This is a genomic window from Rhodococcus artemisiae, assembly GCF_036327795.1.
Classification (GTDB): domain Bacteria; phylum Actinomycetota; class Actinomycetes; order Mycobacteriales; family Mycobacteriaceae; genus Rhodococcus; species Rhodococcus artemisiae.
The window spans coordinates 413,261-427,217 of the sequence record NZ_JAUTXY010000004.1 but is presented as its reverse complement, the minus strand read 5'-3'; the positions used below and the strand labels follow the sequence as shown (position 1 = coordinate 427,217).

Here is a 13,957-nt window from a genome sequence, read left to right as displayed (position 1 = left end):
CGATTTCGACGCGGGTAGGCTCGGGACCCGTGTCTGATGCCCTCACTGTCGATGACGAACCGATCGAATCGTCCTCCCGCACGTTCAAGCGTGCATTCGAGGATCTCCGCGATGGTTTCTCGCATCGGGAACTGTGGTTCCACCTCGGGTGGCAGGACATCAAGCAGCGCTACCGTCGCTCGGTGCTCGGCCCGTTCTGGATCACCATCGCGACCGGTGTCTCGGCGATTGCGATGGGAATCCTCTACGGAACGCTGTTCAATCTCGACGTCCCGACGTTCCTGCCGTACGTGGCGCTCGGGTTCATCATCTGGAACCTGATCAGCGGTTCGATCCTCGAGGGCGCGGACGTGTTCATGTCCAACGAGGGTCTGATCAAACAGCTCCCGACACCGCTGAGTGTGCACGTGTATCGCCTGGTCTGGCGTCAGATGATCTTGTTCGCACACAACATCGTCATCTACGTCGGCATCCTCATCGTGTTTCCACAGCCACTGCACTGGACCGCGATCGCGGCAATACCTGCCCTGGCGTTGATCGCGATCAACGCCGTGTGGGTTTCATTGGTATTCGGCATCCTCTCCACTCGCTACCGCGACATCTCGCCACTGCTCGGCAGCATCGTGCAGCTGTTGTTCTTCATGACGCCGATCATCTGGACCGAGCAGACCCTCGTCGGCACGGGCAACGAGGGCCGCGCCAAGATCGCCGAGATCAACCCGCTGTACCACTTCCTCGACATCGTCCGGACCCCGCTGCTCGGCGGCGATCAGCAGCTCTACCACTGGGTCATCGTGCTGGTGATCACCGTGCTCGGCTGGGGACTCGCCCTGCTCGCGATGCGCAACTACCGCGCGCGCGTCGCCTACTGGGTCTGAGCGGGTTCCAATCGGATCAGCTGCAACCGGTGGACCGGTTCGCGGGCGGTGATCTCGAAGCCGCCTGCGGCCAATTCGCGGAACGTATCCGTGTCGATGAATCGGTACGGCTCGAACCGCCACCACACGTTGTTGGGATGCCACAGCTTCCAGGCGGTCTCGCGGTCGCGGTCGGCGATCACCCACAGCACCGTGCACCGGGTGGAGGCGCGTCGAGCCAGTTCGGACGGCGACACATCGGTGGACCACAGCTGGGTTCGCTCGACCGCGCTGAGACCGAACCCGACGTCGTCGAGACCCGCCACCGCATCCGGTCGCGCATCCATCAGTGCTCGCGGGGATGTCGGCGCCCACGACACGGTCGGTTCGAACGCGACGCAGTCCCCCACCTCCGACACCTCGACGAGCCGGTCGGCGACCGCGCTGTAATCCATGCCACCCGCCTTCCCGTACGGCTGACGCTGGGCAATGTACGCCGGTGACACAGCCACAACCAGCGCGACGAAGACAACGAGCATCGTCCACCACCGGGTCGCGAGCCGGGCCAGCGCCCAGCCCACCAGAAGCACCATCGCCGGCACCGTGAACGACAGATACCGGTCGAGATAGAGATTGCGCACCACCAGCGAATACACGAGCAGCACCGTCATCGGCACGGCGAACCCGGGGAGCGCCACCCGCAGCAGCATCCGTTCACCCGGCGTCACGCCCGTCCGCACCGCGACGACCGCACCCGCAACGACGATCACCGCGCACAGCGCCGCCGCCCACGGTGCTTGCGGAAACCACTGGTCGACGAGGATCGTGCGTGTCACTGTGCCGTCGAGCGGCGGGATCCACGACACCTGCCGCACCTGGGACGCCGCGAGCACCACGAACGGCCCCGAGAGCGCGAGCCCCACCGCCGCGGCCACGCCGAACCGCATCCGGTCGCGTTTCATCACGAGGACCGTCACCGCGTGCGCGAGGATCACTGTCGCGGTGTACACGAACATCACCGTCGACACCGTCACCAGCAGCACATACGGCACCCACCAGCGCGCCTTGCCCGTCGTCAGTGCCGTCACCAGCAGCAGGGTCAGCACCGAGACACCGGCGATCGCGAACGCGTACGAGCGCGCCTCGGTGGCTGCCCACGTGACCCGCGGAGTGATCGCGAACAGCAGCCCTGCCACGACAGCGACGCGTCGGCCGGAGAGCTTCTGCCCGGTCGCTGTGACGGCGGCCGCGCCGACGCCCAGTGCCACCGCACCCGGAATCCGGGAGGTGAACTCACTGATGCCGACGAGCGAGAACCACCAGTGCAGGAGCAGGTTGTGCAATCCGTGCACGGCGTCGCGCAGAGCGTGCAGGTCGAACAGTGCCCCGACAGAGCGATTCGCCGCGGAGATCGTGGCAGCTTCGTCCCACCAGAACGACGGCACCCACGAGAATGCTGCACCGATGAACATGGCCGCTCCCCCGATCGACAGCGGGAGCGGCCATGCCCTCATGGACTACTCGTCGATACCGTAGAGACGAGCCCAGTTCTCGCGGCTGGTCAGCTTGGGCATGGCGTCGTGCCACACCTTCTTCATCTGCGGGGCTTCCTTACGGAGCCGCCAGCACACCTTCGCGGCGTGCTTCGCGAGTTCGACGGCGGTGTCCTTGTCGCGGCGACGCACCCGCACCGCGTTCTGCGAGGCGTCGGTGACGACGGCGTTCTCGAACAACGACACGTGCCACCAGTTCGCGAAGTGTGCGGGAACTGTGACCTGCCGGCCGTCGACCTTGCCCCGGAACTGCTGCACCGCCCGCTTGAGGAGAACGAGGCCCTCACGCTTCTTGTCGGGTTCGAAGTCCCACACCTTCATCTGGGTGTGGGGATCAGATTCCTTGCCCACCTCCGACGCGGGCAGCGGCTTCGTCTCGGGGTAACGATCGCGCAGCTCGCGCAGCTCCCGGAGTGCCGACTGACCGCCGTCGTAAAGGAAATCGGGTCCGGCAAGGAAATCCTCGGCGGCCTTGATGAAGGTCGCCGCCAGGCCGTACTGCATCGACACGATCAGTTCGCTGATCTTGCGGAACAGGTACTTCGAGATGTCGTTGCCATCGAACCGCCCGTACAGCGCGGAGACGACGAGACCGTTGCGGATGCTGAAGTACCGCGCCCAATCGTCGTAGTCCTTGAGGTGGAAATCGGCGTGCCACACACCCGCGTTCGGAAGCGTGACGGTCGGGTGCCCGGCGAAGCGGGCACGAATCCCGTACTCGATGTCGTCCCACTGGAAGAACAGCGGGATCGGCAGACCACACTCGGCGATGATCTCGGAGGGCAGCAGGCACGTCCACCAGCCGTTCCAGCCTGCGTCGAAGCGGGGTTCCTGCTTCTTCTTGACGAGGTCTATGCCCATCTTCGCGCCGGGGGTGAGCTCGCCGGCGGTGATCTCGTCGAGAACCTCACGCTCGGCACCGACGTGCAGGATCTGGGGGTTGCTCAGCGACAGCATCTGGGCACCGACGATCGTGGGCTGCACCGTCATGTTCGCGAAGGCGTTGAGCCGCAGTACGGATTCCGGCTCGCACAGGATGTCGTCGTCCATGACGATCACGTTGGCGTGCGCCGAGTTCGGTGAGCCGGTGATCTCGTACATGCCGCGGGAGAATCCGCCCGCGCCACCGAGGTTCGGCTGCGTGAGATAGATCAGCTTCTTACCCAGCTTCTCCTCGACCTCCGCGAACGCAGGACGCGAACGCACCTGGTCGGTGCCCTGGTCGACAATGCACACCGCATCGATGTCGGACATCGCATCGTCGTCGGAGGCGAGAGTGCCGACAGTGACCGTGCAGTCGTCGGCGCGGTTGAACGTGCAGATGACGACGGCGGCAGGTCGCAGGTGCTCGGGAGCAGCAACGGTCCACCGGGCGTCGGAGACGAGCAGCGAGCCATTGCCGGACTCCACGGAGAACCACATCGCGCCGCCGTCGACGAACCGCTCGATGGGAAGTTCGAGATCGAGGTCGCCCGAACCCGATACCTTGGAGGTGGTGACGATGCGCTCGCGACCACGGGCGTCGGACGCCGACACCGTGAAGGTCGCGCTGCCCGACGAAGCGTAGGTGAGCTGTAGGTTCACCGACTTCACGTCTGTCCAGCGCTGCCAGTAGGTCGCGGCGAACCGACCGAAATAGGTGTTCGTGTGGGCGGTCGCGGCCTCGGCGAGCTGCAACCCGTGCCGGTCGGCGGCGGCGTCGCCCTTGGTGACCACGTACATCTTCTCGGGCACGCGCGGCGAGAGCGACCCGAACAATCCGCGCTGAACGATCAGGCGATCGCGACGTACCGGCTCGATGAGGGCGTCCTCCAGCGCGTCGACGTTGCTTCCGTCAGTTGTCGTGTCGCCGGCAGGTGCCTGCTCCATCGAGTAACTCCCCGATCTCGTCGATCCTGTTGGTCCGGATGCGACATTATCAGCGGGAACACCCCCGCCCGCCGATCACGTGAGAGTTGCGACCGATTGGTGAGGATCACGGAAAATGCGCCTTTTGCCCATTACAGGACCTCGTGCTCAGGCCTCGAGAGGGCGTTCCGTGCGGCGGTAAGCGGCCTCGGTGGCGTTCTTGTGTGGCCGCCACCACGCCTCGTTCGCGCGGTACCACTCGATGGTCGCATGCAGGCCGGATCCGAAATCCTTGTAGACCGGCTCCCAGCCGAGCTCGGTCTTCAGCCGGGTCGCGTCGATCGCGTAGCGCAGGTCGTGACCCGGACGGTCGGTGACGAAATCGAACGCCGCTCTGTCCTGGCCAGACAGCTCGAGAACGGTCTCGATGACCGTGCGGTTGTCCGTTTCACCATCGGCACCTATGAGATAGGTCTCACCGATCTCACCCTTGTCGATGATCGTCCACACCGCACGGTTGTGGTCGTCGACGTGGATCCAGTCGCGCACATTGGTTCCGGTGCCGTACAGCTTGGGCCGCACCCCGGTGAGCACGTTCGTGATCTGCCGCGGGATGAACTTCTCCACGTGCTGGTACGGGCCGTAGTTGTTCGAGCAGTTCGACAAGGTCGCGCGTACTCCGAACGAACGCACCCAGGCGCGGACGAGCAGGTCGGAGCCGGCCTTCGTCGACGAGTACGGGCTCGACGGGTTGTAGGCCGTGGTCTCGGTGAACTTCGCCGGGTCGTCGAGCGCGAGATCGCCGTACACCTCGTCGGTGGAGATGTGGTGATACCGCACGTCGTGCTTACGGACCGCCTCGAGCAGCGCGAAGGTGCCCACGAGGTTGGTCTGCACGAACGGCGACGGGTCGGCCAGGGAGTTGTCGTTGTGGGATTCGGCGGCGAAATGCACCACCAGATCACTGTCGGCGACGAGCCGGTCGACGAGGACCGTGTCGGCGACGTCGCCGTGAACGAAGGTGATCGCGTCTATCACCGGCGCGAGGGACTCGAGGTTGCCCGCGTAGGTGAGCTTGTCGAGGACGGTGATCTCGACGTCGGGACGTTCCGCCACTGTCTGGTGGACGAAGTTCGCGCCGATGAATCCGGCACCGCCGGTGACGAGCAGCTTCATTGCTCCAACCCTACCCATGGGACACTGACCTGCATGCGCGGAATCATCCTGGCCGGCGGGACCGGTTCGCGGCTGCACCCCATCACCCTGGGGATCAGCAAGCAGCTCACCCCCGTCTACGACAAGCCGATGATCTACTACCCGCTCTCGACATTGATGCTCGCCGGTATCCGCGACATCCTCCTGATCACCACCCCGCACGACGCCGGTCAGTTCCGGCATCTACTCGGCGACGGGTCGCAGTTCGGCATCGACATCACCTACACGATCCAAGAGCAGCCCGACGGGCTGGCACAGGCGTTCGTCCTGGGAGCCGATCACATCGGCACCGACACGGTTGCTCTGGTATTGGGCGACAACATCTTCTACGGACCCCGGCTCGGCACGCAGCTCACCCGCTTCGCCGATGTCGACGGCGGTGCCGTATTCGCCTACCGGGTCTCCGATCCGTCGGCATACGGTGTGATCGAGTTCGATTCCGACGGTCGTGCGCTGTCCTTGGAGGAGAAGCCGGCGGATCCGAAGTCGCACTACGCGGTGCCGGGATTGTATTTCTACGACAACGATGTCGTCGATATCGCGCGATCGCTGAAGCCCTCCGCTCGTGGCGAATACGAGATCACCGACGTCAACCGCACCTATCTGGAGGCAGGCAAGCTCCAGGTCGAGGTGCTGCCACGAGGCACCGCATGGCTCGATACCGGCACATTCGATTCCCTGCTCGATGCGTCGAACTTCGTGCGCACGATAGAGCAACGTCAGGGTTTGAAGATCGGTGTGCCCGAGGAAGTTGCATGGCGACGCGGGTTCATCACCGACGACCGATTGGCGGCTTTGGCGTATCCACTGGTGAAATCGGGGTACGGCGCCTATCTGCTGGACCTGGCCGCACGGGGAAAGGACTCCTGAGGACATGCAGTACCGGGAACTGAAGATCGCCGGCGCCTGGGAGATCACGCCGAAGCAGTTCGGAGACGACCGAGGGGTGTTCCTCGAATGGTTCAAGCAGGACACCTTCGCGGACGCGACCGGTCGGGAACTCGATCTGGCGCAGGCCAATTGCTCGGTGTCTGCCGCGGGTGTGCTGCGCGGAATCCATTACGCGGATGTGCCACCGGGACAAGCGAAGTACGTGACGTGTGCGTCGGGGTCGGTGCTGGACGTCGTCGTCGATCTGCGGGTGGGGTCGCCGACGTTCGGGCAGTGGGATTCGGTGTTGCTCGATACCGTCGATCGTCGTGCGATGTTCCTCTCCGAGGGGTTGGGGCACGGGTTCCTGGCGTTGGAAGACCATTCGACGGTGATGTACCTGTGCTCGACGGGCTACAACCCGGAGCGTGAGCATGAGGTGTATCCGCTGGATCCGGAGATCGGGATCGAGTGGCCTACAGTCGGACGCAACGGAAGCCGGCTCGAGTACGAGCTGTCGGCCAAGGACCGGGCCGCACCGACGCTCGCCGAAGCACGTGCGGCGGGACGGTTGCCCCACATGTGAGCGTCTGCCTATCTATCATCGCCCGGCGTGATGAAACCGGTTTCGTAAGCCAGAACGACCGCTTGGACACGGTCTCGTAGGGACAGTTTCGCCAGAATCCTGCCGACGTGGATTTTGACAGTACCTTCCGAGAGGAAGAGCTCGGCAGCGATTTCGCGATTCGACTTCCCGGTGGCCATGAGCCCGAACACCGTTCGCTCGCGGTCGGTGAGCTCGCGGGCGACCTCGTCGCGGCGGGATTCTCGGTCCGGGTCGGGCAGCAACGGAATGCAGTGGTCGATCAGCCTGCGAGTGGCTGAGGGAGCCAATACCGCAGCGCCTTCGGCGACCGTTCGGATAGCCGTGACGAGTTCATCTGCGAGCGCGTCCTTCAGGACGAAACCACTGGCTCCGGCACGCAGGCCGGCATACACGTACTCGTCGACGTCGAAGGTGGTCAGGATGATGACCCGAGTATCGCGCGCACGGGCAGTGATCTGCTTCGTCGCCGTGATCCCGTCGGTTCCGGGCATGCGCACGTCCATCAGCACTACATCGGGCTTCACCTTTCGGCACAAAGCGATTGCCGATTCACCGTCGGACGATTCGCCGACCACCTCGATCTCGCCGGTGGCTTCCAGAATCATCCTGTAGCCGACCCGGAGCAGATCCTGGTCGTCACAGATCACTACCCTGATCATGATTCCGCACCGACAGGGACCACCGCGGTGACCAGCCATCCGGTCGGGGTTCGCCCGGCTTCGATTGTTCCGCCGACGGCGTGCACACGTTCCTTCATTCCGGTCAATCCCCGACCCTCGGTGGCCGGAACAACAGTGGTTCGACCTCTGTTGGCGGTACTGGCGACCATGACCCGGATGTCCCTGTCGGCGTGCTGTATCAGTACATCGACCGCAGTATCATGTCCCGCGTGCCGAAGGCTGTTCGTCAATGCTTCCTGGACTACCCGGTACACCGTCAGCTCGATTCCAGGGGTCGTGTCGGCCTTCTCGCCCTGAGTCTCATAGGTGAGTGACACACCCGCCGCGCGCACGCGGCCGATCAAGCCGTCGATGTCACTCAGCGTGGGCACCGGCGCGTTCGGTGCACACTGTCGACTCGGAGCGGTCGGTGACGCCTCCCGTAGGACACCGAGAAGGTTGCGGGTGTCACGCAGCGCCAGCCGCCCGCTGTTCGTGATCTCTCGCAACGCTTCCTCTGCGGCGCTGGGCGCGATCGTCATACTCGCAGCGGCACCCTGGCTGAGGCTGACGATCACGGTGAGGTGGTGGGCAACGATGTCGTGCATCTCCCGTGCTATTCGGGCCCGTTCAGCTGCGGCGGCCAGTTCGGCTTGCTGATCTCGTTCGCGCTCCAATCGTGCCGCGTTCTCGACCAGCGTCGCGACATACGCTCGCCTCGCCGAACTGTAGAGCCCCAACCCGAGTGCTGCGAGCACCAGACAACCGAAGAACACAGCACGTTCCCACGGCGTGCCGTCGCCGCTGTTCCAGTCGAGCGCCGTGAGCGCGCATGCCAGGACCACCGCCGCGGTGAGGGCTGTTCTACGAGAGCGCTCGGCGGCGACGGTATACAGGGAAACCAGTGCAACAGGAGTCACGAACAAATCCGGCTGGTAGACCGCCGCAATGACGACAGCGCCGACGATGACGAGGAACACGGTGACGGGCCAATCCCGGCGAGCAACCAGCGGCACGCTCAGTGCCACGACCAAGAACATTTCCGCGACGGGACCGTCCGAATGGTCCAGATAGAGGAACGGAAGGCTGCTGACCGCCGCAACGACGGCAACGAGGGCGTCGAGGCCCAAGCGACGCCACGTTCGTGGCCGAGCGGGTGGGGTGAACAACGTTTCCTTCTTGTCCGCTGGGATCGGCGCACGTCCCGTGTAGCCGCAACGCCTCAGTTCCCCGTCGTCGGCGACCGGTAGATCCGATCACCGACCGTGGTGGTCAGGGTACCGGTGATGGTAGCGATCCCCGCGAGCTGGCCGGGCTCGGGAATCACGACGAACCCCTCCGGCTCAGAGGTCTTCCGGGTGCCGACCACGTTTCCGTCCCGGTCGGTGATCGTGAGATCCGCATGCCAGGTATACGGCGTGCGTTCGCTGCTCTCTGTCCCGTTGATGAAGTTGTCACCGTCGTTGGAGTAGTCCGTATAGGTGACGTCCACCGTGTTCACATCGGTCTTGCTGTCGTTCTCGGTAAGGACCACTCGAGCCTCACCGGAATGGTGGCCCTCAAGGATGTACGTGCCGGGCGGTACATGACCGCGGACCGGGATCGGATCTCCCTCCTCCCACGGTGTGCCCCAGGGGATGTCGTCACTGATCGGCTCCGGAGCGGGTCGAGGATCCGGCCGGCGGTCGGTCAGTTCGGCGATCATCAACCGCGAGTCGCGTCCGCCCTGCTCGTTCGAGGTGGGACAAATCCTGACCTGCGGATTGTCCGGGCCGCAGGCCGGAGCGGAGACGAGTGCCTGGTAGTAGACGATGTTCGTGCCGTCCGGCGACCATTGTGGATCTGCGCGGCCTGCCCACAACGGGTCGCTGATGCCGCCGTTGCCCGGTGCCTCGTCGCCCCCGCCGTTGATCTGTTGTCCTTGGTATTCACCGCGTTCGCCGTACTGGTCGACCAGGTAGGGCTGGAAGAATCGGCGGTCACCATTGTTGTACAGATAACCGAGGGCACTCGAGTTGGCCAGTTCGATCAACGGGGGAACAGGCAGGGCGCTCGCGAAGTACATCCGGTCGTCCACCCGGCCGTCCATGAGTACGGTCCACTCGTCATCGGGTGAGGTCTTGACCGGATCGGTGTACGCGGGGTCGGTGGTTCTGCGGGTGGACTCGCCCGTCTGCAGATCCGTGGTGAACACGTCGTAGTTGAACGAATCCTGGCTACCGATACCCAGGATGGATTTGCCGTCGTTGGTCCACCCTCGGAACTCCCCGACCACCGCGACACCATCGTCGAAGAGGAGGTGATCGGGATTCTCGGGATCGACACTGATGAAGCGCCCCGATTTCTGCGGGTCCGGGCTGAGCATGAACGATATGTCACTCAGTTCGTAGCGCGGCGCACCCTCGGCAGGAGTCTCGTCGAACGTCAACCGCCCCATCGTTCCGAGCTGCTCGAACTTTCCGTCCAGGCGGAACAGATTGCTGTATCCCAGGTGAATGCCGTCGGGATGTATTCGTAGTTCGCGCATGATTCCGCCGGTTCCGTCTGCGGCAATCGGATAGATGCGGGTCTGTTCGGGGGTGCAGGCATCAGAGATGATGTCGTTGTCACCACAATCAAGAATGTTCGTACCTACCAACGCTCGCTTACCGTCACGAAACGCTTGCGGGTAGTCGACGATATTGCTGTTGATCGCGAGCTTGTTCTCTTCCGGCACACCACACGTGATGCATTTCCAGCCATCGCCGTTGGCAAAGGTCGTTCCATCTGTCTTGACAATGATCACTTGATCACCGTCATACGCCGCAGCGGGATCCGGCGCTGCCGAGGCTCCACCGAATTTGATGCCCAGCAGCGTGTGGTTACCGTCCCACATGTAACCGGGGCTGCCCAGGATCCCATCTTCGGCCGAGATACATCCGGTCCCGTTGGGATTCACCGTCGCACTGCACGCACCGGGTTCGGATGCCGGCGCCGTGGGCGGCAACGGCAGTTGGCGCACCGATATATTCTCGGCGGCAGGCGGATCCGGTACCGCCGATACCTCGGATGAGTCCGCGGTACCGCACGCAGCAACCATCGATATCACAAGTACGGCGGCGGATACAACGAGAGATAGACGCGATTCTGCGTGCACTTCCTCGATCTCCTGTTCCTGGAATGAATGGCTCTCGGAAACGAAGTCTGCAGCCTTCGAAGGCACAGTATCGACGTTTCGGAAAATTACCAAGAGAAATTCGAGAAGGAAGTCCACGATCCCAGGAAATGAATCCGAGAAATTATTCTCGCGAATTCATCAATTTATTATCGAATGGTCCGCGATCGAATACGTCGCAAGGCCGAAATTTCACCGAAGGAGTATGACCACAGACATACTTCAGGACAGGTACAGGGAAGCGACCAGCGAAGATGTACTTGACGCAACAGATGCGCCGTCGCTACCGAGTCTCCCCGCAGACGACGAAACTGCCTCCCCCAGGATTTCGGTTCAGCGGATCCGGAAGATCACGACCCTTTGCACGACGAAGTTGATGACCGTCGCAACGCCCTGGGCGACCACGAAGGCAAACGGGGTCACCCACCAGTTGTCGCCCAATGACTCGTTGAGCACCCGGTTGATACCGACTTGGGCTGCAAACGTCACCGCGTACAAGATCACGACAGCGGCGAACCGCACTCGGCTCGGGGGTGCCCGGAAGGTCCAGCGGCGATTGATGAGGTAAGCGGTTGTGGTGCCCGCGATGAAGGACAGCGCCTTCGCAAGATCACGAGTGACGCCGAGCGCCATGAGCAGCACATACAGGCCGTAGTCGACGATTGCCGACAGCCCGCCGGTGAGCACGAACCGCACCAACTGCGTCTTGAGATCGAGCGCTTCGTCTGCGGTCGAGTCGGTCAGCGGCAGTTCGGGAGCGAGCGGAGCATGGTGTTCCGGCAGCGGCTGAACGTGGTCGTGGGGTTCGGGCACGGAGTCGAGGGTAGCGCCCGTCGCGCCACGATCCGCACCGCACGACATCGGGATTCTCACCGAAACACGACGAGTGACCTACGGCATCTTGCCGGGTAGTGAGCGAACGCGGGTAGCCTCTACCCCGATGTCTACGACAGCTGAAGAGCAGGCGAGCGAGCCTCTCCCCACCCAGACACGCACCCTGACCGGATGGGGGCGCACCGCGCCGACCACCGCGGAGGTGCTCTCCACACCCGACGTCGAGCTCATCGCGAAGGCTGTCGCGCAGGTCGCGGAGCAGAACGAGACGAAGCCGACACACCTGCGTCGCGGTGTCATCGCGCGCGGTCTCGGCCGCTCGTACGGCGACCCCGCACAGAACGCAGGTGGGCTCGTCGTCGACATGACGGCACTGAACAAGATCCACAGCATCGACCGCGAGTCGCGTCGTGTCGTGGTGGACGGCGGCGTCGACCTCGATCAGCTGATGCGCGCCGCGCTGCCGTTCGGCCTGTGGGTGCCGGTGCTTCCGGGCACACGCCAGGTCACGATCGGCGGTGCCATCGGCTCCGACATCCATGGCAAGAACCACCACAGCGCCGGTAGCTTCGGCAACCACGTGCGTTCGATCGATCTGCTCACCGCAGACGGTCAGATCCGCACGTGCACACCCACCGGGCGCAACTCCAAGCTGTTCTGGGCGACCGTCGGCGGCATGGGCCTGACGGGCATCATCCTGCGCGCGACCATCGAGATGACACCTACCGAGACTGCGTACTTCATCGCCGACGGTGTCGTCACGTCCACCCTCGATGAGACGATCGCGGCGCACAGCGACGGCTCCGAGGACAAGTACGACTACTCGAGCGCGTGGTTCGACGCGGTCGCGCCGCTTCCGAAGCTCGGTCGTGCTGCGATCTCACGGGGTTCACTCGCGACGGTCGATCAGCTTCCGAAGAAGCTGCAGAAGAACCCCCTGAAGTTCGACGCACCGCAGCTGCTGACGTTGCCGGATATCTTCCCGAACGGGCTGGCGAACAAGTACACGTTCTCCACCATCGGTGAACTCTGGTACCGCAAGGCGGGCAACTACCAGGGCAAAGTCCAGAATCTGACGCAGTTCTACCACCCGCTCGACATGTTCGGTGAGTGGAACCGCGGCTACGGCCCGGGAGGCTTCCTGCAGTACCAGTTCGTGGTACCGCCGGAGGCCGTCGACGAGTTCAAGAAGATCATCATCGACATCCAGGCATCGGGGCATTACTCGTTCCTCAACGTCTTCAAGCTGTTCGGTGACGGCAACAAAGCGCCGCTGAGCTTCCCCATGAAGGGCTGGAACATCTGCGTCGACTTCCCGATCAAGGCCGGACTGAACGAGTTCGTCCGTGAACTCGACAAGCGCGTCCTCGAATTCGGCGGTCGCCTCTACACAGCGAAGGATTCGCGGACCGACGCGGAGACTTTCCACGCGATGTACCCACGCATCGGCGAGTGGCTCAAGGTGCGCCGCACGGTCGACCCCACCAACGTCTTCGCCTCCGATATGTCCAGAAGGTTGGAACTCCACTGATGATCAATGCTGTCGGCAATCCCCAGACCCTGCTGCTTCTCGGTGGCACCTCCGAGATCGGCCTGACGATCGTCGAGGAGTACCTGCGCAAGGCGCCCGCCCGCGTCATCCTCGCGACGCTGCCGGGCGACCCGCTGCGCGACGCATCCGCCGCCCAGATGACTGCTGCGGGTGCAACGAAGGTCGACGTCATCGACTTCGACGCACTCGACACTGCAACCCACCCGAAGGTCATCGACGAAGCCTGGCAGGGTGGCGACGTGGATGTTGCCATCGTCGCGTTCGGCCTCGACGGTGACTCCGAAGAGCTGTGGCAGAACCAGGTCAAGGCGGTCCGCGTCGCGAACGTGAACTACACGGCGTCGGTGTCCGTCGGCGTCCTCATCGGCGAGAAGATGAAGGCGCAGGGCTTCGGCCGGATCATCGCGATGTCGTCGGTGGCCGGTGAGCGCGTCAAGCGCGCCAACTTCATGTACGGCTCGTCGAAGGCCGGTCTCGACGGCTTCTACCTGGGCCTCGGCGAGGCGCTGCGCCCGTTCGGTCCGCGCGTGACCGTCGTCCGGCCCGGCCAGGTTCGCACCAAGTTCAGCGCGCACGTCGACGAAGCGCCGCTGACCGTGAACAAGGAAGACGTCGCCGCACTCGCGGTGGCCGCGTCGAACAAGGGCAAGGAAATCGTGTGGGCACCGGGCCCGTTCCGGTTCGTGATGATCGTGCTTCGGCACATTCCGCGCGCCATCTTCCGCAAGCTGCCGATCTGACGGCACCGGCCACACCGTCACGGGGCCCGGCTTCACCGCCAGAGCCCACAGCTTCACTAGGCTCGGGT

Annotated in this window: 12 protein-coding genes; 5 read left to right on the top strand and 7 right to left on the bottom strand. The window is 63.7% G+C overall.

Annotated elements, in window-relative coordinates:
* The first annotated feature begins 29 nt into the window (after positions 1-29).
* Positions 30-878: a galactan export ABC transporter permease subunit Wzm/RfbD gene (gene wzm, locus Q7514_RS12010; protein ID WP_132472584.1), complete on the top strand. Its 849-nt coding sequence runs from the start codon at positions 30-32 to the stop codon at positions 876-878.
* Here the strand turns inward: wzm and Q7514_RS12005 are convergent.
* The 3 genes from Q7514_RS12005 to rfbB all read right to left on the bottom strand — a co-directional run bounded on the left by Q7514_RS12005 (position 866) and on the right by rfbB (position 5,434).
* Positions 866-2,371 carry a glycosyltransferase family 39 protein gene (locus Q7514_RS12005; RefSeq protein WP_330133466.1) on the bottom strand — a complete coding sequence of 502 codons (1,506 nt, stop codon included), beginning with the start codon at positions 2,369-2,371 and terminating at the stop codon, positions 866-868. The genes wzm and Q7514_RS12005 overlap by 13 nt on opposite strands.
* A gap of 3 nt (positions 2,372-2,374) precedes the next feature.
* Positions 2,375-4,279, bottom strand: a complete 1,905-nt coding sequence (locus Q7514_RS12000; protein ID WP_330133465.1) for a glycosyltransferase — start codon at positions 4,277-4,279, stop codon at positions 2,375-2,377.
* Positions 4,280-4,426: 147 nt separating this feature from the next.
* Entirely contained in the window at positions 4,427-5,434 is a 1,008-nt protein-coding gene (gene rfbB, locus Q7514_RS11995; protein WP_330133464.1) for a dTDP-glucose 4,6-dehydratase, read from the bottom strand.
* A gap of 33 nt (positions 5,435-5,467) precedes the next feature.
* Here rfbB and rfbA point away from each other — a divergent pair, with 33 nt between their 5' ends.
* Both rfbA and rfbC read left to right on the top strand, forming a co-directional pair.
* Entirely contained in the window at positions 5,468-6,343 is an 876-nt protein-coding gene (gene rfbA, locus Q7514_RS11990) for a glucose-1-phosphate thymidylyltransferase RfbA (protein WP_330133463.1), read from the top strand.
* A 4-nt stretch (positions 6,344-6,347) separates the two neighbouring features.
* Positions 6,348-6,929, top strand: a complete 582-nt coding sequence (gene rfbC / locus Q7514_RS11985; RefSeq protein WP_330133462.1) for a dTDP-4-dehydrorhamnose 3,5-epimerase — start codon at positions 6,348-6,350, stop codon at positions 6,927-6,929.
* A gap of 8 nt (positions 6,930-6,937) precedes the next feature.
* Here the strand turns inward: rfbC and Q7514_RS11980 are convergent, their stop codons facing one another.
* The 4 genes from Q7514_RS11980 to Q7514_RS11965 all read right to left on the bottom strand — a co-directional run bounded on the left by Q7514_RS11980 (position 6,938) and on the right by Q7514_RS11965 (position 11,624).
* The gene (locus Q7514_RS11980) at positions 6,938-7,612 is read right to left on the bottom strand and encodes a response regulator transcription factor (RefSeq protein WP_330133567.1); all 675 of its coding nucleotides are present in this window, start codon (positions 7,610-7,612) and stop codon (positions 6,938-6,940) included.
* A complete protein-coding gene (locus Q7514_RS11975) occupies positions 7,606-8,778 on the bottom strand; it encodes a sensor histidine kinase (protein ID WP_330133461.1) in 1,173 nt (390 codons plus the stop codon). The genes Q7514_RS11980 and Q7514_RS11975 overlap by 7 nt, the downstream gene beginning before the upstream one ends.
* Positions 8,779-8,831: 53 nt before the next feature.
* Complete coding sequence (locus tag Q7514_RS11970; protein ID WP_330133460.1) at positions 8,832-10,547, bottom strand: hypothetical protein; 1,716 nt, start codon at positions 10,545-10,547, stop codon at positions 8,832-8,834.
* A gap of 549 nt (positions 10,548-11,096) precedes the next feature.
* Complete coding sequence (locus tag Q7514_RS11965) at positions 11,097-11,624, bottom strand: GtrA family protein (protein ID WP_330133566.1); 528 nt, start codon at positions 11,622-11,624, stop codon at positions 11,097-11,099.
* Between the two features lie 79 nt (positions 11,625-11,703).
* Here Q7514_RS11965 and Q7514_RS11960 point away from each other — a divergent pair, with 79 nt between their 5' ends.
* Both Q7514_RS11960 and Q7514_RS11955 read left to right on the top strand, forming a co-directional pair.
* Positions 11,704-13,128 carry an FAD-binding protein gene (locus tag Q7514_RS11960; protein WP_330133459.1) on the top strand — a complete coding sequence of 475 codons (1,425 nt, stop codon included), beginning with the start codon at positions 11,704-11,706 and terminating at the stop codon, positions 13,126-13,128.
* Positions 13,128-13,889, top strand: a complete 762-nt coding sequence (locus Q7514_RS11955; RefSeq protein ID WP_330133458.1) for a decaprenylphospho-beta-D-erythro-pentofuranosid-2-ulose 2-reductase — start codon at positions 13,128-13,130, stop codon at positions 13,887-13,889. Before Q7514_RS11960 ends, Q7514_RS11955 begins: the two co-directional genes overlap by 1 nt.
* Positions 13,890-13,957 lie beyond the last annotated feature (68 nt).